This is a genomic window from Pseudomonas sp. JL23 (genome assembly GCF_056933585.1).
The window spans coordinates 1,468,421-1,492,122 of sequence record NZ_CM167795.1 but is presented as its reverse complement, the minus strand read 5'-3'; the positions used below and the strand labels follow the sequence as shown (position 1 = coordinate 1,492,122).

17 protein-coding genes are annotated in these 23,702 nt (G+C 61.5%); 7 read left to right on the top strand and 10 right to left on the bottom strand.

The window, feature by feature from the left end; genetic code table 11:
* Positions 1 to 28 precede the first annotated feature (28 nt).
* Complete coding sequence (locus tag AC1Z24_RS06930) at positions 29 to 1,873, top strand: ABC transporter ATP-binding protein (RefSeq protein ID WP_483745048.1); 1,845 nt, start codon at positions 29 to 31, stop codon at positions 1,871 to 1,873.
* A 135-nt stretch (positions 1,874 to 2,008) separates the two neighbouring features.
* Here the strand turns inward: AC1Z24_RS06930 and AC1Z24_RS06925 are convergent, their stop codons facing one another.
* The 6 genes from AC1Z24_RS06925 to fadD2 form a co-directional block, all read right to left on the bottom strand.
* Complete coding sequence (locus AC1Z24_RS06925) at positions 2,009 to 3,133, bottom strand: GNAT family N-acetyltransferase (RefSeq protein WP_483745047.1); 1,125 nt, start codon at positions 3,131 to 3,133, stop codon at positions 2,009 to 2,011.
* Positions 3,063 to 4,010 (bottom strand): dermonecrotic toxin domain-containing protein, encoded by a 948-nt coding sequence (locus AC1Z24_RS06920; protein ID WP_483745046.1) that lies wholly within the window; start codon positions 4,008 to 4,010, stop codon positions 3,063 to 3,065. The genes AC1Z24_RS06925 and AC1Z24_RS06920 overlap by 71 nt, the downstream gene beginning before the upstream one ends.
* 121 nt (positions 4,011 to 4,131) lie before the next feature.
* Positions 4,132 to 5,253 (bottom strand): beta-ketoacyl-ACP synthase III, encoded by a 1,122-nt coding sequence (locus AC1Z24_RS06915; RefSeq protein ID WP_259099040.1) that lies wholly within the window; start codon positions 5,251 to 5,253, stop codon positions 4,132 to 4,134.
* Positions 5,254 to 5,536: 283 nt separating this feature from the next.
* The gene (hrpA, locus tag AC1Z24_RS06910) at positions 5,537 to 9,448 is read right to left on the bottom strand and encodes an ATP-dependent RNA helicase HrpA (RefSeq protein WP_483745045.1); all 3,912 of its coding nucleotides are present in this window, start codon (positions 9,446 to 9,448) and stop codon (positions 5,537 to 5,539) included.
* 219 nt (positions 9,449 to 9,667) lie between these two features.
* Positions 9,668 to 11,359, bottom strand: coding sequence for a long-chain-fatty-acid--CoA ligase FadD1 (gene fadD1, locus AC1Z24_RS06905; protein WP_483745044.1), 1,692 nt, complete (start codon positions 11,357 to 11,359; stop codon positions 9,668 to 9,670).
* A 345-nt stretch (positions 11,360 to 11,704) separates the two neighbouring features.
* The gene (gene fadD2, locus AC1Z24_RS06900; protein ID WP_483745043.1) at positions 11,705 to 13,393 is read right to left on the bottom strand and encodes a long-chain-fatty-acid--CoA ligase FadD2; all 1,689 of its coding nucleotides are present in this window, start codon (positions 13,391 to 13,393) and stop codon (positions 11,705 to 11,707) included.
* 205 nt (positions 13,394 to 13,598) lie between these two features.
* Here fadD2 and AC1Z24_RS06895 point away from each other — a divergent pair, with 205 nt between their 5' ends.
* Positions 13,599 to 14,543: a lysophospholipase gene (locus AC1Z24_RS06895; RefSeq protein ID WP_483745042.1), complete on the top strand. Its 945-nt coding sequence runs from the start codon at positions 13,599 to 13,601 to the stop codon at positions 14,541 to 14,543.
* A 39-nt stretch (positions 14,544 to 14,582) separates the two neighbouring features.
* Positions 14,583 to 15,053: a MaoC family dehydratase gene (locus tag AC1Z24_RS06890; RefSeq protein WP_259099031.1), complete on the top strand. Its 471-nt coding sequence runs from the start codon at positions 14,583 to 14,585 to the stop codon at positions 15,051 to 15,053.
* A 182-nt stretch (positions 15,054 to 15,235) separates the two neighbouring features.
* Here AC1Z24_RS06890 and ccoM read toward each other — a convergent pair whose 3' ends face one another.
* Together ccoM and AC1Z24_RS06880 are read right to left on the bottom strand one after the other, a co-directional pair.
* The gene (gene ccoM / locus AC1Z24_RS06885; protein ID WP_310504105.1) at positions 15,236 to 15,352 is read right to left on the bottom strand and encodes a cytochrome c oxidase subunit CcoM; all 117 of its coding nucleotides are present in this window, start codon (positions 15,350 to 15,352) and stop codon (positions 15,236 to 15,238) included.
* 156 nt (positions 15,353 to 15,508) lie between these two features.
* The gene (locus AC1Z24_RS06880; protein ID WP_259099029.1) at positions 15,509 to 15,667 is read right to left on the bottom strand and encodes a hypothetical protein; all 159 of its coding nucleotides are present in this window, start codon (positions 15,665 to 15,667) and stop codon (positions 15,509 to 15,511) included.
* Positions 15,668 to 15,805: 138 nt separating this feature from the next.
* On the opposite strand from AC1Z24_RS06880, the gene AC1Z24_RS06875 reads away from it, so the two are divergent.
* The 3 genes from AC1Z24_RS06875 (at position 15,806) to AC1Z24_RS06865 (ending at position 18,472) form a co-directional block, all read left to right on the top strand.
* Complete coding sequence (locus AC1Z24_RS06875; protein WP_483745041.1) at positions 15,806 to 16,732, top strand: LysR substrate-binding domain-containing protein; 927 nt, start codon at positions 15,806 to 15,808, stop codon at positions 16,730 to 16,732.
* 91 nt (positions 16,733 to 16,823) lie between these two features.
* Complete coding sequence (locus AC1Z24_RS06870) at positions 16,824 to 17,291, top strand: RidA family protein (RefSeq protein WP_483745040.1); 468 nt, start codon at positions 16,824 to 16,826, stop codon at positions 17,289 to 17,291.
* Entirely contained in the window at positions 17,288 to 18,472 is a 1,185-nt protein-coding gene (locus AC1Z24_RS06865; protein WP_483745039.1) for an aminotransferase class V-fold PLP-dependent enzyme, read from the top strand. The genes AC1Z24_RS06870 and AC1Z24_RS06865 overlap by 4 nt, the downstream gene beginning before the upstream one ends.
* Positions 18,473 to 18,563: 91 nt before the next feature.
* Here the strand turns inward: AC1Z24_RS06865 and AC1Z24_RS06860 are convergent, their stop codons facing one another.
* On the bottom strand, positions 18,564 to 18,902 hold the full coding sequence (locus AC1Z24_RS06860) for an aspartate-semialdehyde dehydrogenase (protein WP_259099017.1): 339 nt from the start codon (positions 18,900 to 18,902) through the stop codon (positions 18,564 to 18,566).
* A gap of 214 nt (positions 18,903 to 19,116) precedes the next feature.
* Between AC1Z24_RS06860 and rapA the strand changes: the two genes are divergently transcribed.
* Positions 19,117 to 21,963, top strand: a complete 2,847-nt coding sequence (rapA, locus tag AC1Z24_RS06855) for an RNA polymerase-associated protein RapA (RefSeq protein WP_483745038.1) — start codon at positions 19,117 to 19,119, stop codon at positions 21,961 to 21,963.
* A gap of 119 nt (positions 21,964 to 22,082) precedes the next feature.
* Here rapA and AC1Z24_RS06850 read toward each other — a convergent pair whose 3' ends face one another.
* Positions 22,083 to 23,462, bottom strand: a complete 1,380-nt coding sequence (locus AC1Z24_RS06850) for a spinster family MFS transporter (RefSeq protein WP_483745037.1) — start codon at positions 23,460 to 23,462, stop codon at positions 22,083 to 22,085.
* Between the last annotated feature and the right edge of the window lie 240 nt (positions 23,463 to 23,702).

The window sequence follows — 23,702 nt, the reverse complement described above, 5'->3', positions numbered from 1 at the left end:
AGCCCCCTAGTCGTGGGCGTCATTACCCATGTTTTATCGCCGTTTTGAAAAGCTGATCGACATCTTCCGTGACGCGCCCACCGCCGCGCCCCCCAAGCAAGTCCTGTCTTTCTATATTTATTATCTGCGTCAGGTCTGGCCCAGTTTCGTCGCGCTATTGATCGTCGGCCTGATCGGCGCGTTGATCGAAGTGGCGCTGTTCAGCTACCTGAGCCGCATCATCGACCTGACCCAGAACACCCCGGCCAAGGATTTTTTCAGCCTGCACGGCAGCGAGCTGATCTGGATGACTGTGGTCGCCCTGCTGCTGCGGCCAATCTTCGTCGGCCTGCACGACCTGCTGGTGCACCAGACCATCAGCCCCGGCATGACCAGCATGATTCGCTGGCAGAACCATAACTACGTGCTCAAACAGAGCCTGAATTTCTTCCAGAACGACTTCGCCGGGCGCATCGCCCAGCGCATCATGCAGACCGGCAACTCCCTGCGCGATTCCGCCGTGGCGGCGGTGGACGCGCTCTGGCATGTGCTGATCTACGCCATCAGCTCCCTGGTGCTGTTCGCCGAAGCCGACTGGCGCCTGATGATCCCGCTGCTGTGCTGGATCGGCGCCTATATCCTGTCGCTGTGCTACTTCGTGCCACGGGTCAAGGAGCGCTCGGTGGTGTCGTCGGATGCCCGCTCCAAGCTCATGGGCCGCATCGTCGACGGCTACACCAATATCACCACCCTCAAGCTGTTCGCTCACACCAACTACGAGCAGCAGTACGCCCGTGAGGCGATCAGCGAGTCCAACGAAAAAACCCAGTTGGCCGGGCGTGTAGTCACGGCCATGGATACCGTGATCACCAGCATGAACGGCCTGCTGATTGTCAGCAGCACGGGCCTGGCCCTTTGGCTGTGGTCGCAGTCGCTGATTTCCGTGGGGGCGATTGCACTGGCGACGGGCCTGGCGATTCGTATCGTCAACATGTCCGGCTGGATCATGTGGGTGGTCAACGGTATTTTCGAGAATATCGGCATGGTCCAGGACGGCCTGGAAACCATCTCCCAGCCGGTCAGCGTCACCGATCGACAGACCGCGCCGCGCCTGTTGGTGGACAAGGGCGGGGTGAAATTCGATAACGTCGAGTTCCATTACCCGAACAAGTCCGGCAAGGGCAGCAGCGTGATCCAGAAGCTCAATCTGGAAATCAAGCCGGGTGAGAAGATCGGCCTGATCGGGCCTTCCGGTGCGGGTAAATCCACCCTGGTCAACCTGCTCCTGCGTATGTACGACGTGCAGGGCGGTAGCATTCTGATCGATAACCAGGATATTTCCCACGTCACTCAGGAAAGCCTGCGCGAACGCATCGGCATGATCACCCAGGACACCTCATTGTTGCACCGCTCGATCCGCGACAACCTGCTGTATGGCCGCCCCGAAGCCACTGACGCACAGCTCTGGGACGCCGTGCACAAGGCCCGTGCCGATGAGTTCATCCCGCTGTTGTCCGACGCCGAAGGCCGTACCGGCTTCGACGCCCAGGTCGGCGAGCGCGGTGTCAAGCTGTCCGGCGGCCAGCGCCAGCGCATCGCCATTGCCCGTGTGCTGCTCAAGGATGCGCCGATCCTGATCATGGACGAAGCCACGTCAGCCCTGGACTCGGAAGTCGAAGCAGCGATTCAGGAAAGCCTGGAAACCCTGATGCAAGGCAAGACCGTCATCGCCATCGCCCACCGCCTGTCGACCATTGCGCGCATGGATCGCCTGGTGGTGCTGGAGAACGGCCAGATCGCCGAGATGGGTACACATACCGAGCTATTGGCCCATGGCGGGCTCTATGCGCGGTTATGGCAGCACCAGACGGGTGGGTTTGTCGGGATTGATTGATCAGTGATTGTGGGACCGGCTTCAGCCGGGAAGGCGTTGGTAAAACAGACAGAGATATGTCGACTGTGCCTACCTCTTCCCGGCTAAAGCCGGTCCCACTGTCCAGAGTTTGCCTGGAGCCTGACGAAGGTCAGATCACTCCTGCCGATACGGCAACGCCGTGCGCGCATCCTCGGCGTAGGCCAACACCCCGACCCGCTCCTGCTCAAGAAACTCGCTGACCGCATTTTTCAGCCCCGGGTGGGACAGGTAATGCCAGGAGTGGGTAATCACCGGCTCAAAGCCGCGAATCAGCTTGTGCTCGCCCTGGGCGCCGGCATCGAAGCGCTTGAGGCCGTGGGCAATGGCGAAGTCCATGCCCTGATAGAAACAGGTCTCGAAGTGCAAACGGTCAAACTCAGCCAGACAGCCCCAATAGCGCCCGTAGAAACTGTCGCCGCCGATCAGGCTGAAGGCCATGGCCACCGGGCGTGAACCCTGGCGGGCGAGGACCACGCGAATGGCGTCGGGCATGCGTTCGGCCACAAGGCTGAAGAATTCCCGGGTCAGGTAAGGCGATTGCCCACGAACCTCGTAGGTATTGGAATAGCAGGCGTAGACAAAATCCCACAACGCCTCGCTGAGTTGATGACCTTCCAACCACTCGAACTCGATTCCCTGCCCCGCCACTTGTTCGCGTTCCTTGCGCATCTGTTTGCGCTTGCGTGAGCTGAGAGCGTCGAGGAAGTCCTGGAAATCCCGATAGTCGCGGTTGCGCCAGTGAAACTGGCAGCCGTAGCGCTGCATCCAGGCAGGTTCTGCGGCCAACAGGCTGTCGGCAAACGCATCGGTGAAATTGACGTGCACGCTCGACAGCTGCTCGCTCTCGGCATACTCCGGCACTATCGCCAACAGCCCCCGCCCGGCCTCGGGCGTCGCCGCGAGAATCCGCGCCCCGCCCACCGGACTGAACGGCACCGCAGACAGCAGTTTCGGGTAATAGGCAATCCCGGCGCGGCGACAAGCGTCGGCCCAGGCATGGTCGAACACATACTCGCCGTAGGAATGCCATTTGCGATAGGCCGGCATGGCCGCGATCAGCCGCTCATCTTCCACCAGCAGCAGATGTTCGGCACGCCAGCCGGAGCGCGGGCCGAGGCTGCCGCTGTCTTCCAGGGCACTGAGAAAGGCGTGGCGCAGGAAAGGCTGGTCATCCGGCAGGAGGGCATCCCATTGCGAAGGCGCGATCCTGCTCAGGCTGTCGGTGGTCTGTACGGGCATGCGGGGCTCCCCAGAAGCTGCGGACGTGCCCGCGAGTATCCCTTATTGCCGGTGATTGTTCACGGTCAGCCAGCGCATCTTCATGGAGTTTGTCTCGGCGATGCTCGTATAGCCCCTCAAACGGCGGTGCCGAGGTGGCCTGTACCTGAATCAGCGACTCGGCATCTGACGAGCCCGTGCCAGACAGTCGCTGGTTGAGCCGCAAGAAAAATTCCGGGCTTTTGTCGTAGCGGATGAAGCGCCGAAAATAGTCCTGATAACACCGATCAAGCAGCTTGGTTGTCAGCCGTTCGGCAAACCGGCCAACGCACGGATATTCCCTGAGCGGATGCTCGGGCTCGGCGGGCATATAGACCAGACAGGGATGATTATCGGCGCACGCGCGGTCCTGCTGCACCAAAAGAACGCCGTGCAACAGGCTGCCGGAAAAGGCGTAGGTGTCGAGCATATGCAACTGCCGGTAGCGCACGCCATAGTCATCCCAGCGCGGCGCCCGCTCAGGTTTGAGCATATCCATCAGCATGGCATGGGCCGCTTCGCCGATATGGCCTTTCATCAGGGCGATATGCGCCAGCGTATCGACGATATCGCGTTCGCAGTTCATCCAGGTCCTGGCGAACGGTTGCCCCGACACGGGCGCTATCGAAGGGTTGAACACCTCCGCCGCCAGCATGCGCAGGGAAAACAGGCTGCACCGATAGCTGTCACGCAGGCGTTTACGCAAAGGCTCGGGGGCGACCAGATACCAGCGTGGCAGCGGGTGCTCCAGCCATTGCGCATCGGGCCCGGCCATGCCGAAGAACTCGGCAGCGGGATTGGCTGACGCGCAGAGGGACGGCAAGACGGTCGCGACCATCTGCGTGGATGTCTCTGACATAGGGGACCTCGAATACTTGATGAGAAGCATTCAAGGTACTGCCTCGACAACTCGCAGGTGATATAGCCGGTTATAGAGCCTTAAGGATTGGATCCATTCAGTCCGTAGGAAGCGCCTTCACTCAGCGCTTGCGCAGGATCACGCTGCCAATGGAATAACCGGCGCCGAACGAGCTGAGCACACCCAGCGAACCTTTTGGCAGGTCATCCTGATAGGTGTGGAAGGCAATCACGGAACCTGCCGAACTGGTGTTGGCATAGGTATCGAGGATCACCGGCGCCTCTTCCACGCTGGCTTCGCGGCCCAGCAGTTTCTTGACGATCAGGTGGTTCATGCTCAGGTTGGCCTGGTGCAGCCAGAAGCGCTGTACGTCGCTGACATTGAGGCCGGTTTCCTCGAGGTGCTTGCCCACCAGTTCGGCAACCATCGGGCAGACCTCGCGAAATACCTTGCGGCCTTCCTGCACGAACAGTTTGTCCGGCGCGCCGACGCCCTCTTCCGCCGCGCGGTTGAGGAAGCCGAAGTTATTGCGGATGCTGTTGGAGAACTGGGTCAGCAGCTTGGTGCCGAGGATGTCGAACTGGTAAGGCGAGGTCGCCAGGTCAGCACGCTCGACGACCACAGCCGTGGCCGCGTCGCCGAAGATGAAGTGGCTGTCGCGGTCACGAAAATTCAGGTGCCCGGTGCAGATTTCCGGGCTGATCACCAACACCGCACGGGCCTGGCCCAACTGCACGCTGTTGCTGGCGGCCTGGATGCCGAAGGTCGCCGAGGAACAGGCCACGTTCATGTCGAAACCGAAACCCTGCACGCCCAGCGCAGCCTGGATTTCGATGGAGATGGCCGGGTAAGCCCGTTGCAGGTTGGAGCAGGCGACGATCACGCCGTCGATATCGGCAGCAGTCTTGCCCGCGCGTTGCAGCGCCTGTTCGGCAGCGGCAGCGCCCATCTGGCAAAGGATCGACCATTCGTCGTTGGCGCGCTCCGGCAGACGCGGCTTCATGCGCTGCGGATCGAGAATACCGTCCTTGTCCATGACGAAACGGCTCTTGATACCCGAGGCCTTTTCGATGAACGCGGCGCTGGATTCAGTCAGCGCCTGAACCTCGCCGCTTTCGATGGCGGCGGCGTTGTCACTGTTGAACTGGGCAACGTAAGTGTTGAAAGACTGCACCAGCTCTTCGTTGGAAATGCTGTTGGCCGGGGTATACAGCCCGGTGCCGCTGATGACGACGTTGTGCACGGTCGTTCCTCTCTTGTTTGATCAATGCAGGTAACGACCTGCCCAGGTACGGCACGCAAAATGGAACATACGTACCAACACAAAATTCAAGACCCGCGAATGCGCGGTATTTAAGCGGCGAAGTGTGCCATAACGGCGGGGGTTTGGCGCTATCGCTCAGTAAACATTGAGCTACTGTGGGACCGGCTTCAGCCGGGAAGTCAATGGAGCAGGCACAGTAGATGTATCGGATGTACCGGCCCCTTCCCGGCTAAAGCCGGTCCCACAGATAACTTGGCGGTGCTTAACCCTCGACCACGCTCCACTGCTTGCTCAAACGCTTGTCGGACACCGGCATTTTCGTCCCCAGTTGCTGGGCGAACAGCGATACGCGGTATTCCTCCAGCCACCACCGATAGGTGATCAGTTCCGGGTCGCGCTTGCCTTCCTGGGCATGTTTGCCGGCGCGTGCCTGGTATTGCGCCCACAGGCCGCTCAGCTCGATGCTCCAGACGCGGTCCTTCTGCACCTGGCCCGGCAATTTTTCCAGGCGCAGTTCGACGGCCTTGAGGTAGCGCGGCAGTTCCTTGAACCACTGCGCCGGGGTCTCGCGCACGAAGCCCGGATAGACCAGATTGCCCAGTTGCGCCTTGATATCGTTGAGGGCCACGGCCTGTTGCAGGTCGATCTTGCCCTTGAAGCGCTTCTGCAGGCCATGCCAGAGCTTGAGGGTTTCCAGGGTAAGACGGGCCAGGCGCTCGGCGTGCTCGGTCCAGTGGCTGCGCTTGCGCTCAGCCAGGGACAGCAGCCCGGCACCGTCGCGCGGCAGGTTGTCTTCGCCTTCAAGAATGCAGCTGTCGAGGCTGGCCAGAAGAATATCTTCGATCAGCGCATCGACCCGGCCCAGCTCGCGATGCAGCAGGGCCAGTTCGGTCTGGCCGGGCAATTTGCCGCGCAGGAACTTGGCAGGCTCGGCCAGCTGCTGCAGTAACAGTCGCTGCAAGGCCCGGCGGTGCTGGTATTCGGCCTCGGCCTGGGTCGAGAAGCGCCCTTCCTTGACCGTACCGCCCTCTTCCACCAGCGCCGGGTACACCGTCATCGACAGCCCGGCGATATTCTGCTGGGTCTTCTCGGCCACGGCGGCGAAGACCTTGGCCTCCACCGGCTGCTGGCTTTTCGCCGTTTGCGGCACCGCCAATGCGGCCTGACTGGCCTCGGCAAAGCGCGCGGTCAATTCGTCAAGATCACGCCCTTCGCCGAGGAACTTACCCTCGCCGTCGACGATTTCCAGGTTCATCTTCAGGTGGCTTTCCACCTGCTGCGCCGCTTCGGCCCAGGCTTCGTCGCTGACCCGCGCACCGGTCATGCGCAGCAATTCCCGGCCTAAGGCCTGGGGCAACGAGCCTTCGCCGAAGGTGATGCGTTGCAGCGCCGCCTTGATAAAGTCCGGCACCGGCACGAAGTTCTTGCGGATCGCCTTGGGCAGGTTGCGCACCAGGGCAATGCACTTGGTTTCCAGCAGGCCCGGCACCAGCCATTCCAGACGCTCGGCAGGCAACGACAGCAACAGAGGCGCCGGCACCCGCAGGGTCACGCCATCGCGAGGATGGTTCGGCTCAAAATGGTAAGTCAGGGCCAGGGCCAGTTCGCCCAGGCGCAGGGTGTCCGGGTAATGGGCGGCGGTGACTTCGTTGGCCTCCCGGGCCAGCACGTCTTCCTCGCGCATGATCAGCAGCTGCGGGTCTTTCTGACTGCCCATCTTGTACCAGCTGTCGAAGGTCGCGGTCTGATGGATCTCGGCAGGAATCCGCGCCTCGTAGAACGCGTACAGGGTGTCTTCGTCGGCGAGGATATCGCGGCGGCGGGCCTTGGCTTCCAGTTCGTCGAGCTGTTCGAGCAGGCGGGTATTGGCCGCCAGACACTTGGCCCGGGACTGGATCTCGCCGCGCACCAGGGCCTCGCGGATAAACAGCTCGCGGGACACCACCGGATCGATCGGGCCGAAATGCACCGGACGCCGCCCGACCACGATCAGGCCGAACAGGGTGATCTGCTCATAGGCCACGACCTGGCCGCGCTTCTTCTCCCAGTGCGGCTCGAAGTGGTTCTTCTTGATCAGGTGCCCGGCCAGCGGCTCGATCCAGTCGGAGTCGATCTTGGCCACCATGCGCGCGTAGAGCTTGGTGGTCTCGACCAGTTCGGCCGCCATCAGCCATTGCGGACGCTTCTTGCCCAGGCCCGAGGACGGGTGGATCCAGAAGCGCCGCTGACGGGCACCCAGGTAGTCACCGTCTTCGGTCTTCTGGCCAATCTGGCTGAGCAGCCCGGACAACACCGCCTTGTGGAACTTGCCGTAGTCGGCCGGTTCCTTGTTCAGGGTCAGTTGCAGGTCACGGCAGATCAGGCTCAGTTGGCGATGGGAATCACGCCACTCGCGCAGGCGCAGATAGTTGAGGAAGTTCTTGCGGCACCAGTTGCGTAGCGGGCTGGCCGTGAGGTTCTGCCGCTGCTCTTCGAAGCCGCGCCACAGATTGACCAACCCGGCGAAGTCGGAGTCGGCGTCCTTCCACTGGGCGTGGGCCTGATCAGCGGCCTGCTGGCGCTCCGGCGGACGCTCGCGCACGTCCTGCACGGACATGGCACTGGCCACGATCAGCACTTCCTGGAGGCTGCCCTGCTTGGCCGCTTCCAACAGCATGCGGCCCATGCGCGGGTCCACCGGCAGGCGCGCCAACTGGCGGCCCAACGGCGTCAGCTGGTTCTCGCGGTTGACCGCCGACAGCTCCTGCAACAGGTTGAAACCGTCGCTGATGGCCTTGCCATCCGGCGGCTCGATAAACGGGAACGCGGTGATCTCGCCCAGGCGCAGGTGCAGCATCTGCAGGATCACCGCCGCCAGGTTGGTCCGCAGGATTTCCGGATCGGTAAAGGCCGGGCGACTGTTGAAGTCTTCTTCGCTGTACAGACGCACGCACAGCCCCGGCTCGACCCGCCCGCAACGGCCCTTGCGCTGGTTGGCGCTGGCCTGGGACACGGCTTCGATGGGCAGGCGCTGGACCTTGGCCCGATAGCTGTAGCGGCTGATACGCGCGGTACCGGTGTCGATCACATAACGAATGCCCGGCACGGTCAGGGAGGTCTCCGCGACGTTGGTCGCCAGCACCACTCGACGCCCCGGATGGGACTGGAAAATCCGCTGCTGTTCGGCCGGCGACAGGCGCGCGTAGAGCGGCAGGATCTCTGTGTGCTTGAGCTGGGCCTTGCGCAGCAGCTCCGCCGCGTCACGGATTTCCCGCTCGCCGGGGAGAAACACCAGCACGTCGCCAGGGCTCTTGCGCTCGCTGCGCTCGAAGGCGGCCAGTTCGTCGAGGGTGGCAAGAATCGCCTGATCGACGGTCAGATCGTCCTCGACGCTGTTGCCCTCCTCGTCCTGTTCGCTGGTCAGGGGCCGATACCAGGTGTCCACCGGGAAGGTGCGCCCGGAGACTTCGATGATCGGCGCCTTGTCGAAATGCTCGGAGAAACGCTCAAGGTCGATGGTCGCCGAGGTGATGATCACTTTCAGGTCCGGACGCCGTGGCAGCAGGGTTTTCAGGTAGCCGAGCAGGAAGTCGATGTTCAGGCTGCGTTCGTGAGCTTCGTCGACGATGATGGTGTCGTAGCGCTCGAGAAAACGGTCGTGCTGGGTTTCCGCCAGCAGGATGCCGTCGGTCATCAGCTTGATCAGGGTATTGCTGTCGCTCTGGTCCTCGAAGCGCACCTGATAGCCGACCAGCGCACCCAAGGGCGTGCCCAGCTCCTCGGCGACCCGGCTGGCAACGCTGCGCGCGGCGATCCGGCGTGGCTGGGTATGGCCGATCAGGCCGTGCTGGCCGCGACCGATTTCCAGGCAGATCTTCGGCAACTGGGTGGTCTTGCCCGAGCCCGTCTCGCCGGCAATGATCAGCACCTGATGCTTGAGCAGCGCGTCCTTGATTTCATCGCGCTTGGCGGCAATCGGCAGATTGTCGTCATAACGAATCACCGGCAGGCTGGCCCGCCGCGCCGCAACCTGGGCACACGACGCCTGCACCCGCTGCGCCCACTGAGCAAGGCGAGCCTCGTCGGGCTTCTTGCGCAGATCATGCAACTGGCGGCGCAGACGATGCCGCTCGCTGATCATCGCGTGGTCGAGGTTCTTCAGGAGTTGGTCGATAGAGGGCGATTCGTCGGTCATCTGGCGCGCAGGGTCTTCTTGGAATGCAAAGGCGGGGATTGTCGCAGATTGGGGCGGGTCGTGGCATCGCGAAATAGATTCGTGGGAGCGAGGCTTGCCCGCGAAGACGGTATTTCTGGCTGTGGAGATGCGTGGGAAGTACCGGCCTCATCGCGGGCAAGCCTCGCTCCCACAGTTCTGCGCGCGACAAAAAAGCCCCGCACAAGGCGGGGCTTTGGCTTACTTCTTCAAACCCAGCTTCTTCAGCTCTTCATCGCGCAACTCGCGTCGCAGGATCTTGCCGACGTTGGTGGTCGGCAGAGAATCGCGGAACTCGATGCTGCGCGGCACTTTGTAGGCGGTGAGGTTGGCGCGCATATGGTCCTTGACCTGATCCTTGGTCAGGGTCAGGCCCGGCTTGACCACCACGAACACCTTGATCGCTTCGCCCGACTTCTCGTCCGGTACGCCGATGGCCGCGCATTGCAGCACGCCCGGCAAGGTGGCGAGGACGTCTTCGAGTTCGTTGGGGTACACGTTAAAGCCGGAGATCAGGATCATGTCCTTCTTGCGGTCAACGATGCGCATGAAGCCATCGGGCTGGATCAGGGCGATGTCACCGGTCTTGAGCCAGCCGTCGGCATCAAGGATTTCGTCCGTGGCTTCTGGACGCTGCCAGTAGCCTTTCATGACTTGCGGGCCCTTGATGCACAGTTCACCGATTTCGCCCAGGGCCAGTTCGTTGCCGGCGTCATCGATCACTTTGCACAGGGTCGACGGCACCGGAATGCCGATGGTGCCCATCTGGTTGGTTTCCATCGGGTTGACCGTGGCGACCGGGCTGGTTTCGGTCATGCCGTAGCCTTCGCAAATACCGCAACCGGTTACCTGCTTCCAACGTTCGGCCGCCGCCTGTTGCAGGGCCATGCCGCCCGACAGGGTGACCTTCAGTGCAGAAAAGTCGAGGTTGCGGAAGTTGGCGTCATTGCACAGCGCAACGAACAGGGTGTTGAGGCCGACGAAGCCGCTGAACTTCCACTTCGACAGCTCCTTGACCATGGACGGCAGGTCACGGGGGTTGCTGATAAGGATGTTGTGGTTGCCCATCAGCATCATCGACATGCAGTGAAAGGTGAAGGCATAGATGTGATAAAGCGGCAGCGGCGTGATGAGGATCTCGCAGCCTTCGTGCAGGTTGGAGCCCATCAGCGCCTTGCTTTGCAGCATGTTGGCGAGCAGGTTGCGATGGGTCAGCATCGCGCCCTTGGCCACGCCCGTGGTGCCGCCGGTGTATTGCAGGACAGCGACGTCGCCACTGCCCGGATTGGCTTCCTTGACGGCCTTGCCACGACCCTTGGCCAGAACGTCATTAAACTTGACGGCCTGGGGCAGGTGATAGGCCGGGACCATCTTCTTCACGTACTTGATGACGCTGTTGATCAGCAGGCGCTTGAGCGGCGGCAACAGGTCAGCCACTTCGGTGACGATGACATGCTTGACCTGGGTCTTGGGCACCACCTTCTCGGCCAGGTGCGCCATGTTCGCCAGGCAGACCAGGGCCTTGGCCCCGGAATCGTTGAACTGGTGTTCCATTTCCCGCGCGGTGTACAACGGGTTGGTGTTGACTACAATCAGCCCGGCACGGATGGCACCAAAGACCGCGACCGGATATTGCAGGACGTTGGGCAACTGCACGGCAATGCGGTCGCCGGGTTGCAGGTCGGTGTGCTGCTGGAGCCAGGCGGCAAAGGCGCCGGACAGCTCGTACATTTCACCGTAGGTGAGGGTCTTGCCCAGGTTGCTGAAGGCAGGCTTGCTGGCGAAACGCTCGCAAGACAATTTCAACACCGACTGAATGTTTGGGTACTCGTCAGGGTTGATCTCGGCAGCGATACCGGACGGGTACTTGTCCTTCCAGAAATTTCCGATCATGGAAGCCGACTCCTCAGCGACAGCGAATTCTTCACACTGCTGGATGCAGTGATTTTTTTGTGTTTTTGGAATTGCTTTTTGCAGAGAGACCGGTCAAAAAGCGGGCCGAGAGTAGCAGCTTTGCCAAGGGTCGCATAGAGCCAAAATCGGCCTGCGTAGTTATGAAATGACTATTAAATATTATCTAGTCATTTTTAGAGTAAAAATTCTATTCTGAAATTTATGACGTCTGTGGGAGCGAGGCTTGCCCGCGAAGACGGTGTTTCTGGCTGTGAAGATGTATTGGAAGTACCGGCCTCTTCGCGGGCAAGCCTCGCTCCCACAGCACGAGGCTACCGTTACTATTTACGCAATATCGCGCAACTCCCGCCGCAGGATCTTGCCCACCGGCGTCATTGGCAACGACTCGCGCAACACGATGTGCTTGGGCACTTTATAAGCCGTGAAGTTCTCCTTGCAGTAGGCTTTGAGCTCATCGACGCTGACGCCTTGCGCCCGCGGCACCACGAACAGTTTGACCGCCTCCCCGGAGCGCTCGTCCGGTACGCCGATGGCGGCGCAACTGGCCACGCAGGGGTGGGCCATGACCACGTCCTCGATCTCGTTGGGATAGACATTGAAGCCGGAGACAATGATCAGGTCCTTCTTGCGGTCAACGATGCGCACAAAACCGTCGGCATCGATCACGGCGATATCCCCGGTCTTCAGCCAGCCATCCGCATCCAGCGCTTCAGCCGAAGCCTCCGGGCGCTGCCAGTAGCCCATCATCACTTGCGGGCCCTTGATGCACAGCTCGCCGCGCTCGCCCAAGGGTTGCTCGATACCGTCGTCATCGACCACTTTCATTGCCGTGCCAGGCACCGGAATGCCCACCGTACCCAGGCGCGCCTTGTCGCCATAGGGGTTGGTACTGGCCACCGGCGAGGTTTCGGTCAGGCCATAGCCTTCGACCACCCGACAGCCGGTGATTTCTTCCCAACGCTCGGCCGTGGCCTTGACCAGGGCGGTGCCGCCGGAGTTGGTCAGCTTGAGGCTGGAGAAATCCACGGTCTTGAAATCCGGGTGATTCATCAGCGCAACGAACAGGGTGTTGAGCCCGATCATGGCCGAGAAGCGCCACTTCTTCAGTTCCTTGACAAAGCCGCCGATGTCCCGCGGGTTGGTGATCAGGATGTTGTGATTGCCACTGACCATCATGCACATGCAGTTCGCGGTGAAGGCATAGATATGGTAGAGCGGCAGCGGCGCCACCATGATCTCCTTGCCCTCCTGAAACATCGCCGCACCGTCAGGACCGTGCTGCAGCATGCAGGCATAGACCTGCTGCATATTGGCCACCAGGTTGCCATGGCTGAGCATGGCGCCCTTGGCCAGGCCGGTGGTGCCGCCGGTGTATTGCAGCACGGCGATATCACCGAGGCTGGCCGCAACCGGTTTGTGCTGCTGTTGGCTGCCCAGGTGCAGGGCGCGCTTGAAACCTATGGCCTGGGGCAGGTCATAGTCCGGCACCATCTTCTTGACCTTGTCGACCACGGTATTGATCAGCCAGCCCTTGGCGGCAGACTGCATGTCGCCCATTTTCACTTCGATCAGGTACTGGATCTCGGTATCGGGCAGCACTTCCTGGACCAGCTTGCCGAACAGGTTGAGGTAGACCAGCGCACGAGCCCCGGAATCCTTGAACTGATGGCGCATCTCGCGGGCGGTATACAGCGGATTGGTGTTAACCACGATCAACCCGGCGCGCAACGCGCCGAACACGGCAATCGGGTATTGCAGCAGGTTGGGCATCTGCACAGCGATGCGATCGCCCGGCTTGAGCTCAGTGTGTTGCTGCAAGTAACTGGCGAAGGCGGCGGACTGGCGCTCCAGCTCGGCGTAGGTCAGGGTCACACCCATATTGCTGAAGGCGGGCCGGTCAGCGAACTTCTTGCAGGAACGCTCGAACACTTCGATAACGGATTTGTAGGCTTGTAGATCCACCTCAGGGAGTACACCAGCGGGGCGTTTGTCATTCCAGAAATCAGGTTGCATTGTTTTTGTCCTCTTACCTGAGAGTATCTGGCCCGCCAGAGTCTGAACGCTAAGCGGGTCTTGCCCGACGTTAGCAGGGAACACAGGTAAGGCAAATAGCAGGCATAGTGTCATCAGCGGCGTGAATCTAAGAGCTGATCAGGATGCAATTAGCCATCAGCTCTACACTTGTCATACACGCCACCTCCGGCACTGGGACGTCTACATGAAACACGAAGTTTTCTGGCTCGATGCAAGTGATCACAGCCGCCTGTTCGTCAATGCCTGGCTGCCCGATCTGACGCCACGGGCAGTGGTCATGCTGTCCCACGGCATGGCTGAACACAGCGGCCGTTATGCCCGGCTCGGCGCGGTGCTCTGTGCTGCCGGAATAGCCCTGTATGCCCACGATCAGCGCGGCCACGGCAAGACCGCAGCCCAGGGCGTGCTCGGGCATTTCGCCCATGAGGACGGCTGGAGCAAGGTCGTGGACGACCTGGCCAGCCTGAGCCAGTCGATCAGCCAGCGCCACCCGGACCTGCCGGTGTTTCTGCTCGGTCACAGCATGGGCAGCTATGTCGCCCAGGCCTATGTGATGTACCACGGCGCCAGTTTGCAGGGGGCGATTCTCAGCGGCTCGAACTATCAGCCGGTCTCGCTGTACCGCAGCGCCCGGCAGATTGCCCGCCTGGAGCTCTGGCGCCAGGGGCCGACCGGGCGCAGTGCGCTGATCGACTGGCTGTCGTTCGGCAACTTCAACAAGGCTTTCAAGCCCAACCGCACCCGCTTCGACTGGCTCAGCCGCGACGCGCAGCAGGTTGATCTGTATGTCAGCGACCCGTTGTGCGGCTTTCGTTGCACCAACCAATTCTGGGTCGATCTGCTCGGCGGCCTGCAACAGATCAGCAAGCCCTCCAACCTCAAGCAGATAGATGGCAGCCTGCCTTTACTGATCATTGGCGGCGAATGTGATCCGGTGAGCCAGGGCAAGCGTCTCAAGGATCTTGCCGCTGCCCTGGGCGAGGCAGGTCATCAGTCCGTGCAGTTGAAGATCTATCCACAGGCGCGGCATGAACTGTTCAATGAGAGTAATCGCGACGAGGTCACCCGTGATGTCATCGACTGGCTCGATCACACGCTGGAACAACCACGGCCACGTCGGTCAGAATAGTCATATGTAGTTACACATTTCCCTTATTCAGGATCACCCATGACCGAAGTCACCAACACGCCGTACGAAGCCCTGGAAGTCGGCCAGACCGCCAGCTTCAGCAAAACCGTCGAAGAGCGCGATATCCAGTTGTTCGCCGCCATGTCCGGCGACCACAACCCGGTTCACCTGGACGCCGAATATGCGTCCAAGACCATGTTCAAGGAGCGCATCGCCCACGGTATGTTCAGCGGCGCCCTGATCAGCGCGGCGGTGGCGTGTGAATTGCCTGGGCCGGGCACTATCTACATCGGCCAGCAAATGAGCTTCCAGAAGCCCGTAAAACTGGGCGACACCCTGACCGTGCGCCTGGAAATCCTGGAAAAACTGCCGAAATTCCGCGTACGCATCGCCACCCGCGTGTTCAACCAGAACGACGAGTTGGTAGTCGATGGCGAAGCCGAGATCCTTGCGCCACGCAAGCAGCAGACCGTGACCCTGACGACCTTGCCTGAGATCAGTATTGGCTGAATCTGCCCAAACCTGTGGGAGCGTGGCTTGCCCGCGAAAAACGATAACGCGGTGCACCAGGATAATTGAGGTGATGCTTTCGCGGGCAAGCCTCGCTCCCACAGCAAGCACCTGAATTTCAGGCAAAAAAAGGGCGACCGAAGTCGCCCAAAATGCCTTGCGTGCTCTTGTTATAGAAAGACTCAATCCGGCTTGCGCTTGTGCGAGTCCTTCCAGATAAAAATGCCCAGGCCTGCGAAAAACACCACCATCAGGCCGACGGTAACCACTCCGGCGACAACCACATTGTCGAGAAACATAACCGCGCCTCCTTCCCTGTCCGTGCGTTCGATGGAGCTAGATTACCCAGCGATGGGCGCAAGGAAATTGACCCACGTCAATGCCGCCACGGGCTCGGGCTACGAGCGCATGGCGAACTGACGTGGGTCAACGGAAATGGGGTGCAGGCAGAGATTTCAGCGCTTTTTAGGCTTGTTTTTCGGCTTTTTCTTGCCTTTCATCGGCATGGCCTGCTCGAAGGCGTTGCGCACTTCGTTCAAGCGCTTGTCGTTCAGATCGTGTACCCGCTTGGCGCGCTCGGCACTCAGGTCGATCAGTTTCTCGTCTTCGCTCATGGTTTACAGTTCTCGAACAGCGGGACCAGAGGCAATAATGCGCAATCGCATCGGCCATGACCAGTGGCCCGGCTTTCTTTAATAGAGCCTCTTTAATAGAGCCTCTTTCATCAAGACGCTTTCAACAGGACGACGCTCTTGGACCCACTGCACACCGATCTCCCGCCCCTGCTGAGTCTGCGCGCCTTCGAGGCGGTGGCCCGACACCTGAGTTTCATCAAGGCCGGGCAGGAACTGTCGGTGACCCAGAGCGCCCTGAGCCATCAGGTGCAGAAGCTTGAGCAGCATCTGGACTGCCGTCTGTTCATTCGCCGCACCCGTGCCATCGCTCTGACCGAGGCGGGCGAGTCGTATTACCCGCAGGTGCGCCAGGCCCTGGAAACCATCGCCACCGCCACTCGCGCATTGCGCAGCCACAACGCCCAGCCGCGCACCCTGCGCATCGGCCTGCTCGCGTCCTTCGCCACCCTGTGGCTGGCGCCGCGCCTGTCCGGCTTTCTGCTGGCCAATCCGGATATACAGGTGGAACTGCTACCGTCCTGGCAACTGGCGGATGTCGCCGGGGACGAAGTGGAACTGGCGATTCGCTATGGCAAAGGCGGCTGGGCCAACGTCAACGCCGAGCTATTGATGAGCGAGCGCCTGGCCCCGGTGTGCAGCCCGGCCTTCAAGGCGCAGTGGCTGGCGGGTCAAAAAAGCCGCAAACACCCGGACCTGAACCCCGGCCCCCTGCTCACCTCGCAATCGGCCATTGCCGCCCACAGCCAATTCGAATGGCTGGACTGGGCGAAGAAGTACCGCCTGGATATCAGCACCGTGCCAAGCCTGATGCTGCATGACTACAACATCGTGGTCGAAGCCGCCGTCTCCGGCCAGGGCATTGCCATGGGGCGCCAGCGCCTGATCAGCCGGCGCTTGCAGGACGGCTCCCTGGTCGAACTGCTCGACGATATGCCCTACGAAAGCAACATTGGTTACTGGCTGGTCAGCCAGAGCGCGCCCATGAGCGACGCGGCCCGGCGCTTCGCGGATTGGCTGATTCGGGAGTGCTTTGAACATGGATGAGAAGTTTAGATACGTCGGCTGAAATCTATCCGTTTGTCGTCCCGACAGCGGCCTTCCATTGTGGGCCTACCCCTCATTGGAGCGCCCTGTCATGACCCGTCTGTCCGCACGCCTGCAACACCTCGACCTGCAACTGCCCGCGCCAAGCAGTCCGGTCGCCAATTACGTCAGCACCGTGCGCAGCCAGAACATGCTGTATATCTCCGGGCAGATTCCCATGCTCGACGGCGCGCCCGCCTATCAGGGCCGCCTGGGCGAATCGGTCAGCGAAGAAGATGGCATTGCCGCTGCAGAACTGGCGGCACTGGGCCTGCTCGCGCATCTGGCCGACGCTATCGATGATGACTTGTCGAAACTGCTGCGCATCGTCCGCCTGGGCGTATTCGTCGCCTGCATGCCTGACTTCCAGCGTCAGGGCGTAGTCGCCAACGGCGCCTCTAACCTGTTGGTCAATGCCCTCGGCGAAGCTGGCCGCCATGTGCGCACCGCAGTCGGTGTCGCCGCCCTGCCCCAGGGTGTGGCCGTGGAAGTGGACGCGGTCTTTGAGTTGCGGCCATGAGCAGCATCAGCGAGGAGGAAGTCCGCAGCCTGCGCACCGCCACGCCCGGTTGCGCGCGGGTCATTCACTTCAACCACTCCGGCGGGTCCTTGCCCAGCCAGACCACTCTCGATGCAATCATCGGCCAATTGCAGCGCGAAGCCCTGAGCGGGCCGATGGAGGCCGCAGCTCAGGGCGCAGCGCTACAGGAAAGCGCCCGGCAACGCGCGGCGCAACTGATCAATGCGGCCACTGCCTCAGTGGCATTCATTAGCAGCGGCTCGGCGGCATGGGGCATGGCCTTTGCCGGTTTAGCGCCGTGGTGCGCGGGTGATCGCATTCTGGTCGGACGGCAGGAATGGGGCGGCAACCTGGCCTGCATGGCCCAAGCGGTGGCGGCGGGCGCGAGTGTCGAGGTGATTCCGTGCGATGCATCAGGCGCGGTCTCGATGGATGCTCTGGAAGCGATGATCGACGAGCGGGTGCGGCTGATCTCCCTGACCTGGCTGCCCGCCAACGGTGGCCTGATCAACCCGGCGGCGGCCATCGGTGCGGTTGCGCGGCGTCACGGCATTGCCTATTTCATCGATGCAGGGCAAGCGCTGGGGCAGATCGAGGTTGATGTCCAGGCACTGAACTGCGATGTGCTCAAGGGTGCCTGCCGCAAGTATCTGCGCGGGCCACGGGGCACCGCGCTGCTGTATATCCGCGAGGGTTTTATCGAGCGCCTGCAACCGCCGTTTCTCGATGTACTGTCGGCACCGCAGAACGGCGAGCACTTCCACCCGCGCAGTGATGCCCGGCGCTTCGAGACCAGCGAGGTATCCCTGGCACTGATGGCCGGGCTTGATAATGCCTTGGGTGAGGCTCTGCACCTGGGTATCCCGCGCATCCGCCAGCGCATCGCGCACCTGGCCGCCGTCGCCCGCGAGCAACTGGCGCAGATTGACGGCCTGACCCTGCACGATCTTGGCGAGCCCGGCCAGCAATCAGGCCTGATCGCCCTGAACCTGCAAGGCCGGGACGCCAACGCCCTCAAGGAGCGCCTCGCCGGGCACGGCATCAATATCGGCGCCAATGGCGTGGCTTATACGCCGCTAGACATGCAGACGCGGGGGCTGGCGTCTATTGCCAGGGTGTCGGTGAGTTATTTGAATACAGAAGAGGAGATTGCTGAGTTGGTGCGGGTGCTGCGCGGCTGAATGCGTTGTTTATAGGTGGGACCGGCTTTAGCCGGGAAGGCGCATTCCCGGCTAAAGCCGGTCCCACAGGAAAATACCAATCCAGAGGAATTCAAACCTCGACATCCACCCACATCCCCTGGCGCGGCTCGTTATCGATCAGCGGCACCACGGGCACGGTGTTATCGGCGTTCAGCGAGTGCCCCGGCAATGCCAAGTGCTCAACCACAGGCTCGCCGTTTTCTTCCTGCTGTTTCTGTCTCTGCTGGCGTTGCTGTTCCTCATAGAGATACAGCGCCTCGCGCTCGGCTTCGTCCTTGCGCAGGTCGATGGTCACCTCGGCCGAGCTGGGCTGCACCGGGGCGACCGGAGGGATCTCGGGTACTTGTCGGGCGGGGTCCAGTTGCGAGGTAATGGGCACCGCACTCAACGGAAGCGTCGGTTGCAACATGATTTCGATCTCCTATTGAGTAGCTGTCGGCCAATAATTTGCCGACTTGAGGCCGTTAGTTAGAAAGATCCGACTATGTTTTAACCAACAAGTGCCCTGAAGCGGCCCAATTGTCGGCGCGCGCCGACGAATGCACGGTTTTTCTCAATGCGCCTTTGGCCTGGAGGGCTGCATCCGTTAACATAGTCGGCTTTTTAAGGCGGAGACAGGCAGCATGGCGCAGCAGTATCAACCGGGGCAACGCTGGATTAGTGACAGCGAAGCCGAGCTGGGTTTGGGCACCGTTCTGGCACAGGACGGCCGCTTGTTGACCGTGCTCTATCCGGCCACTGGCGACACGCGCCAGTACGCGCTGCGCAACGCGCCGCTGACGCGGGTGCGTTTCTCGCCGGGCGATGTGATCACGCACTTCGAGAACTGGAAGATGACCGTGCGCGAAGTCGACGATGTCGACGGTCTGCTGGTCTATCACGGCCTCAACGCGCAAAACCAGCCGGTGACCCTGCCGGAGACGCAACTGTCGAACTTCATCCAGTTCCGTCTGGCCACTGATCGCCTGTTCGCCGGGCAGATCGACCCCCTGGCCTGGTTCTCGCTGCGCTACAACACCCTGGAACACACCAGCCGCCAGCTGCAATCGTCGCTGTGGGGCCTGGGTGGCGTGCGCGCCCAACCCATCGCCCACCAGTTGCACATTGCCCGTGAAGTCGCTGACCGCATCGCGCCACGGGTCCTGCTGGCCGACGAAGTGGGTCTGGGCAAGACCATTGAAGCCGGCCTGGTGATCCATCGCCAACTGCTGTCAGGCCGCGCCAATCGCGTACTGATCCTGGTTCCGGAGAACCTGCAGCATCAGTGGCTGGTGGAAATGCGTCGGCGCTTCAACCTGCAGGTGGCTTTGTTCGACGCCGAGCGCTTTATCGAGAGCGATGCCAGCAACCCGTTCGAAGACACCCAGCTTGCACTGGTTGCGCTGGAATGGCTGGTCGACGACGAGAAGGCCCAGGACGCGCTGTTTGCTGCGGGTTGGGACCTGTTGGTCGTGGACGAGGCTCATCACCTGGTCTGGCATGAAGATCAGGTCAGCCCGGAATACGCCCTGGTCGAACAGCTTGCCGAGGTCATCCCCGGCGTGCTGCTGCTGACCGCAACCCCTGAACAACTGGGCCAGGACAGCCATTTTGCTCGTCTGCGCCTGCTTGACCCCAATCGTTTCCACGACCTGAAGGCTTTCCGCGCCGAGAGCGAGAACTATCGCCCGGTGGCCGAAGCCGTGCAGGAACTGCTGGATCAGGGTCGCCTGTCGCCCAAGGCACACAAGACCATTCAAAGCTTCCTCGGCAGCGAGGGCGAAGCCCTGCTCACCGCGATCAATGATGGCGACAAGGAGGCCGGCCCGCGCCTGATTCGCGAGCTGCTCGACCGCCACGGCACCGGTCGCGTGCTGTTCCGCAACACCCGCGCCGCAGTGCAGGGTTTCCCGGAGCGCAAGCTGCATCCGTACCCGCTGCCCTGCCCTGCCGAATACCTCGAGTTGCCGGTAGGCGAACATGCCGACCTGTATCCGGAAGTCAGCTTCCAGGCTCAGCCCGATGTCGAGGAAGACCAGCGCTGGTGGCGCTTCGACCCACGCGTCGACTGGCTGATCGACACGCTGAAGATGCTCAAGCGGGTCAAGGTCCTGGTGATCTGTGCCCACGCCGAAACCGCCATGGACCTGGAAGACGCCCTGCGCGTGCGCTCCGGCATCCCGGCCACGGTGTTCCATGAAGGCATGAACATCCTCGAGCGTGACCGCGCCGCCGCCTACTTCGCCGACGAAGAGTTCGGCGCCCAGGTGCTGATCTGCTCGGAAATCGGCAGTGAAGGTCGCAACTTCCAGTTCTCGCACCATCTGGTGCTGTTCGACCTGCCGGCGCACCCGGACCTGCTCGAGCAGCGCATCGGCCGTCTGGACCGGATCGGTCAGAAGCACATCATCGAACTGCATGTACCGTACCTGGAAACCAGCCCGCAAGAGCGTCTGTTCCAGTGGTACCACCAGGCGCTGAACGCCTTCCTTAATACCTGCCCGACCGGCAACGCCCTGCAGCATCAGTTCGGCCCGCGCCTGCTGCCGCTGCTTGAAGATGGCGATGACGACGACTGGCAAGCCCTGGTCGAAGAAGCCCGCAGCGAGCGCGAGCGTCTGGAAAGCGAACTGCACACCGGTCGCGACCGCCTGCTGGAACTCAATTCCGGTGGTGCCGGGGAAGGCGAAGCCCTGGTCGAGGCGATTCTTGAGCAGGACGATCAGTTCACCCTGCCGATCTACATGGAAACCCTGTTCGACGCCTTCGGCATCGACAGCGAAGACCATTCGGAAAACGCCCTGATCCTCAAGCCGAGCGAGAAGATGCTCGACGCCAGTTTCCCTCTGGGCGACGACGAAGGCGTGACCATCACCTACGACCGCAACCAGGCTCTGACCCGCGAAGACATGCAGTTCATCACCTGGGAGCACCCGATGGTCCAGGGCGGCATGGATCTGGTGCTGTCCGGCTCCATGGGCAACACCGCCGTGGCGCTGATCAAGAACAAGGCGCTCAAGCCCGGCACCGTGCTACTGGAACTGCTCTACGTCAGCGAAGTGGTTGCCCCGCGCGCCCTGCAACTGGGTCGCTACCTGCCACCGGCGGCCCTGCGTTGCCTGCTCGACGCCAATGGCAACGACCTGTCGTCCCGGGTCTCGTTCGCGACCTTGAACGATCAGCTGGAAAGCGTGCCACGGGCCAGCGCCAACAAGTTCATCCAGGCCCAGCGTGATGTGCTGACGCCGAAGATCAACGCCGGCGAAGCCAAAATCGCGCCCAAGCATGCCGAGCGCGTGGCCGAAGCGCAACGTCGCCTGGCCGCCGATACCGAAGAAGAACTGGCGCGCCTGACCGCCTTGCAAGCGGTCAACCCGACTGTGCGTGACAGCGAGCTGAGCGCCCTGCGCAGCCAACGCGAGCAAGGCCTGGCCATGCTGGAAAAAGCCGCGTTGCGCCTGGAAGCGATTCGCGTGTTGGTCGCAGGCTGACTGAAACTGTGATCAACCCTGTGGGACCGGCTTTAGCCGGGAAAGGGCCAGTACAAGCGATAAATATATATCGACTGTACCGGCCTCTTCCCGGCTAAAGCCGGTCCCACAGAGCTCGGTTAATCCCCCGCCAACACAACGCCTGCTGCGTCCACAGCAACCGGCGCATCCGCCACCATCCCCGCCTTCATCCGCTCGGCATCGCGACTGAAACACCGCGAAGCCTGAAGCAGAAACAGCAGACACAGAAATATCGCCACCGGAATCAGGTACATGGCGTCGTGCAGGCCCACCGCCTTGAACGCCTCGGTCATCTGCTCGGCACCGGCAGCCGCCATCGCCGCATGGGCGAAGTGATCCGACAGTAAGCCGACCACCACTGGCCCCAATCCACCACCCAACAGATACAGCCCGGCAAAGAACAGCGCCATGGCCGTGGCCCGCAGGCGCGGCTGTACCACGTCCTGAATGGCGGTATAGACGCAGGTGTAGAAGTTGTAGGAGAACAGCCAGCCGATGCTGAACACGCCGACGAATATGCCGATTTCGATACGCCCGGCATGCAGGGCATAGCCGGTGGTCAGGGTGGCGATGAGCATGCTGAACGCGGCTAGCAGCAGACGGCCGTTGGCCCAGCGCTGATGCACCTTGTCCGCGACCCAGCCGCCCAGGGTCAGGCCGACGAGCCCGGTCACCCCGACAATCAGCCCCGTAGACATGGCCGCGTTCTGCAACGACAGCTGAAAGTAGCGTTGCAACATCGGCACCATGAACGAGTTGGTTGCATAGGTGGCGAAGTTGAAAGCCAGGCCGGCCAGCACCAGCCAGCCAAAAGTCGGCACCGACAGCACTTTGCGGATCGGCCGGTCGATCTTCTCCACCGACATCTGCACGCTCTCCGCCGCACCACGCTTGGGCTCGCGAATGAAGAACATGAACACCGCCAGCACCAGGCCCGGCACCGCCGCAATAAAGAACGGCGCACGCCAGCTGTCGAACGCCTTGACCATGGCGCCAATGGTGAAATAGGCCAGCAGCAGGCCCAGCGGCAAGCCGAGCATAAAGATGCCCATGGCCCGGGAACGCTTGTGCGCCGGGAACAGATCGCCGATCAGCGAGTTGGCTGCGGGTGCATAGCTGGCTTCACCGACACCCACGCCCATGCGCACGATGAGGAAGCTCCAAAAGCTGGTCATCAAGCCGTTGATCGCCGTCAGCCCGCTCCATATCGCCAGGCCCCAGCCCATCAGGGCGCGGCGGGAACCGTTGTCGGCGATACGCCCAAGCGGCAACCCGGCGATGGCATACACCAGAGTAAAGGCCGTGCCGATGATGCCGAGCTGAAAATCGCTGAGGTGCCACTCCATGCGAATCGGCTCAATGATGATGGCCGGGATGGTGCGGTCGAAGAAGTTGAACAGATTGGCGAGAAACAACAGAAACAGCACGCGCCAGGCGTTGTCTGCCTGATTTGCTTGACCCGCGATAGGACTGGGCATGGCAAGGCTCTCTTTTTTATTGTTGTTGCGCAGCCTAGGAGCCTCTGGCCGGATTGTCTGTAAACATTCGTAAAGCCATGGAGCAGGTATCAGGTCGGGCAATAAATAGGACAGTGCGGTATAGGCGGCATGGGAATAAACAGTTTGGCTGACATTCCAAAATCGTTGGATGCAATGGGCCATAAGGCCTGGCGTGGCCTGTTCTGCTCCTATACTCCAGCACATCGCCATCAGTCAGGA

Coding starts and splice junctions, on each gene's coding strand:
- AC1Z24_RS06870 (WP_483745040.1), top strand. CDS start 16,824: ATGACCCGTCTGTCCGCACGCCTGCAACACCTCGACCTGCAACTGCCC.
- AC1Z24_RS06890 (WP_259099031.1), top strand. CDS start 14,583: ATGACCGAAGTCACCAACACGCCGTACGAAGCCCTGGAAGTCGGCCAG.
- hrpA (WP_483745045.1), bottom strand. CDS start 9,448: ATGACCGACGAATCGCCCTCTATCGACCAACTCCTGAAGAACCTCGAC.
- AC1Z24_RS06850 (WP_483745037.1), bottom strand. CDS start 23,462: ATGCCCAGTCCTATCGCGGGTCAAGCAAATCAGGCAGACAACGCCTGG.
- AC1Z24_RS06880 (WP_259099029.1), bottom strand. CDS start 15,667: ATGAGCGAAGACGAGAAACTGATCGACCTGAGTGCCGAGCGCGCCAAG.
- AC1Z24_RS06895 (WP_483745042.1), top strand. CDS start 13,599: ATGAAACACGAAGTTTTCTGGCTCGATGCAAGTGATCACAGCCGCCTG.
- ccoM (WP_310504105.1), bottom strand. CDS start 15,352: ATGTTTCTCGACAATGTGGTTGTCGCCGGAGTGGTTACCGTCGGCCTG.
- AC1Z24_RS06860 (WP_259099017.1), bottom strand. CDS start 18,902: ATGTTGCAACCGACGCTTCCGTTGAGTGCGGTGCCCATTACCTCGCAA.
- AC1Z24_RS06925 (WP_483745047.1), bottom strand. CDS start 3,133: ATGCCCGTACAGACCACCGACAGCCTGAGCAGGATCGCGCCTTCGCAA.
- AC1Z24_RS06930 (WP_483745048.1), top strand. CDS start 29: ATGTTTTATCGCCGTTTTGAAAAGCTGATCGACATCTTCCGTGACGCG.
- fadD2 (WP_483745043.1), bottom strand. CDS start 13,393: ATGCAACCTGATTTCTGGAATGACAAACGCCCCGCTGGTGTACTCCCT.
- fadD1 (WP_483745044.1), bottom strand. CDS start 11,359: ATGATCGGAAATTTCTGGAAGGACAAGTACCCGTCCGGTATCGCTGCC.
- rapA (WP_483745038.1), top strand. CDS start 19,117: ATGGCGCAGCAGTATCAACCGGGGCAACGCTGGATTAGTGACAGCGAA.
- AC1Z24_RS06865 (WP_483745039.1), top strand. CDS start 17,288: ATGAGCAGCATCAGCGAGGAGGAAGTCCGCAGCCTGCGCACCGCCACG.
- AC1Z24_RS06920 (WP_483745046.1), bottom strand. CDS start 4,010: ATGTCAGAGACATCCACGCAGATGGTCGCGACCGTCTTGCCGTCCCTC.